The sequence below is a fragment of the Allobosea sp. P4_C6 genome (genome assembly GCF_056402015.1).
The window spans coordinates 1-2,265 of record NZ_JBFUIF010000190.1 but is presented as its reverse complement, the minus strand read 5'-3'; the positions used below and the strand labels follow the sequence as shown (position 1 = coordinate 2,265).

General features: G+C 63.0%; 3 protein-coding genes and 1 pseudogene. All 4 read right to left on the bottom strand.

Annotated features, from left to right (window positions below; all coding sequences use genetic code 11):
• Window positions 1-637 (bottom strand): molybdopterin-dependent oxidoreductase (locus AC1DVA_RS27760; RefSeq protein WP_476808035.1); only part of this gene is annotated, 637 nt, incomplete at its 3' end.
• Window positions 634-969 (bottom strand): chaperone NapD, encoded by a 336-nt coding sequence (locus AC1DVA_RS27755; protein ID WP_265052384.1) that lies wholly within the window; start codon window positions 967-969, stop codon window positions 634-636. The genes AC1DVA_RS27760 and AC1DVA_RS27755, both read right to left, overlap by 4 nt.
• An 8-nt stretch (window positions 970-977) precedes the next feature.
• Entirely contained in the window at window positions 978-1,169 is a 192-nt protein-coding gene (gene napE, locus AC1DVA_RS27750; protein ID WP_265052385.1) for a periplasmic nitrate reductase, NapE protein, read from the bottom strand.
• A 407-nt stretch (window positions 1,170-1,576) separates the two neighbouring features.
• Window positions 1,577-2,265, bottom strand: a pseudogene (locus tag AC1DVA_RS27745) (hypothetical protein); the annotation flags it as partial.

Here is a 2,265-nt window from a genome sequence, read left to right as displayed (position 1 = left end):
GCACGAAGGCGTCGGCATGCTCGAAATCGTCGTAGCAGCCCATGGGCTCGTCCATGCCGAAGGTGCGCATGAAGGCGACAGCGGCCGACGCCATGCAGTGGCGGGCGTTGGGGTCGAGATTGTTGGAGCGGAAGCCGGCCCGCATCAGCTTGGTCGCGGCATAGCCCTCGAAGATCGTCCACTGGCCGGAGCCGAACATGCCGAGCGCGGTCGGCCCCTTGGCCTTCAGCGTCTCCTTGGCCTTGGCGGCCATGGTGTCGAAGGCCTCTTCCCATGAGACCGGGGTGAACTCGCCGTCCTTGGCATAGACGCCGTTCTTCTTGCGCAGCAGCGGCTGGGTCAGCCGGTCGCCGCCATACATGATCTTGGAGAGGAAATACCCCTTCACGCAGTTAAGGCCGCGGTTCACCTCGGCCTTCATGTCGCCATGTGTGGCGATCACGCGCCCTTCCTTGACGCCAACCATAACGCCGCAGCCGGTCCCGCAGAAGCGGCAGGGCGCCTTCGACCATTTGATCTGCAACGCGTCGACGCCGCCGGAGACCGGTTGAGCGCCAGCGGGAACGCTCATGTTCGCGGCAACCGCAGCGACGCCGGCGGCTTGAGCCTTCAACATCTCACGACGGGAAATCGTCATGCGGCTGCTCCGTGATCCAGGGGTTCGATTTGCTCGTAGACGAGGTTGGCTGAGAACACGCGGTTCATCAGCGCCATCTCGGTCAGGCGGCTGCCAATCTCGCCGCGGTTCTCGCTCTCCATCACCACGATGATCTTAGTGTCCTCGAGGCCGTGTACTTCGACGCCGGGCATCTCCGCGAGGAGACGAGCGATCGAGGGGCAATCCTCCGCGCGAGCGGTCACGACCGCGCTTGCAATGTGGAGATAGCGCGCAGGCCGGGTCGCGACTTCGAAGTGAGGCGAGATCCGTCCTTTGAGAAAGTCGCGGCGGTCGATGGCGTGGTCGGGCATGTGTCGGCTCACCGTGGAGGTCCAGGCGGGCCAAGAACGATCTGCGACATCCAGATCAGGAAGCCGAAACCGCCAACGATGCCTACCGCCAGAATCGGCCAGATCAAGACAGCGAGCGTCAAGAAAGCGAACAACTCGGCGCGTCGCGTCGGCTTCGCCTCTCCCGCATGCGCTTCCTGAACCGTCGTTTCACTCGTCATCCAATTCCCCTCGCGCGGGATACGCAGGACTTAAGCGCGTTAGATTAGATTTTGATGAAAGTGCGCATGCTGTCCAGCACAAATCGCCCCCACCACCGTGCCCAAATGCAAGGGTCAGACCCTACAATCGGGACGGACATGAGGAGTGGCGTTTCCATTGAACTGGGTCCACCCCTCGCGCTCATAGACTGCGCGTCGCGACGCCATATCGATTCGGACCGACTGGTCCATGATCGGTTGAGCTTCCAGGGTTCGAACGTCGTCCACGCGGATTGGCGCCCGCCCAGCCGCCGCGACGGACGCTCTCAGCGTAAAAATGCGCTTCGCTGTACTACTCGGCGCTTTCCAAGGCTCTGACCGATCCGCTAGCTCCCGCGCCGGCCGCGCGTGAGGCCCGCGCTCCGTCTCTATTGAACGGTTGCTGCGAGTCGTAAGCGGGAGCTTACGGCCTCAGCGATCCTGGAGGCGAGGCCCGTCTCGAGTTCGAAGGCGCTGTTGGAATTCAGATCGGCCTCATAGCTGCCGGACCAGATGATTGCGCTCGTTTCGCTATCGAGAAGGAGGCTGGTGATCCTGACTTTGCTATCGCTTGTACGGATCACTCCCTCCAGGATGTGCCGGTTGCCCAACGACCGATTGCTCGGGACCGCCGAGGGGGGCGGATCCAAAGCAGACAGCGCCTCGCCGCGAAAGACTGTCAGCTCCCCTCGCGGAGCAAGCTGTGAGAGCAGCTCGTCGGAAAGCTGCGCTGCAAAAGCCTCGGCTTCGGCCCTCCCGGTCAGACTGACGAAAGGCTTCACGACAACCGCTGGTCGCGCGAGGCTCGCCTGCTGCGTCGGGGCCGGTCGCTTTGCCATCACCATTGTGGCGACTAAAGGGATGATCGCGAGAGCCGCAGTGACACCGACAAGCCGATTTCGCCACGGCCAGCCGCTCGTCCGCGAGCGGGGTGGTTCGTCGGGCGCGGGATCGGATGGTGAAAGCGGCGCAGGGTCGATCTGATCGTTCAATTGCCAGCGGAAGCTGGGCACATAGCCCCCCTTGGCAATCTCGATCACAAGCGGGTCGGTACTGCCTTCGAGCAGGTAATACCACC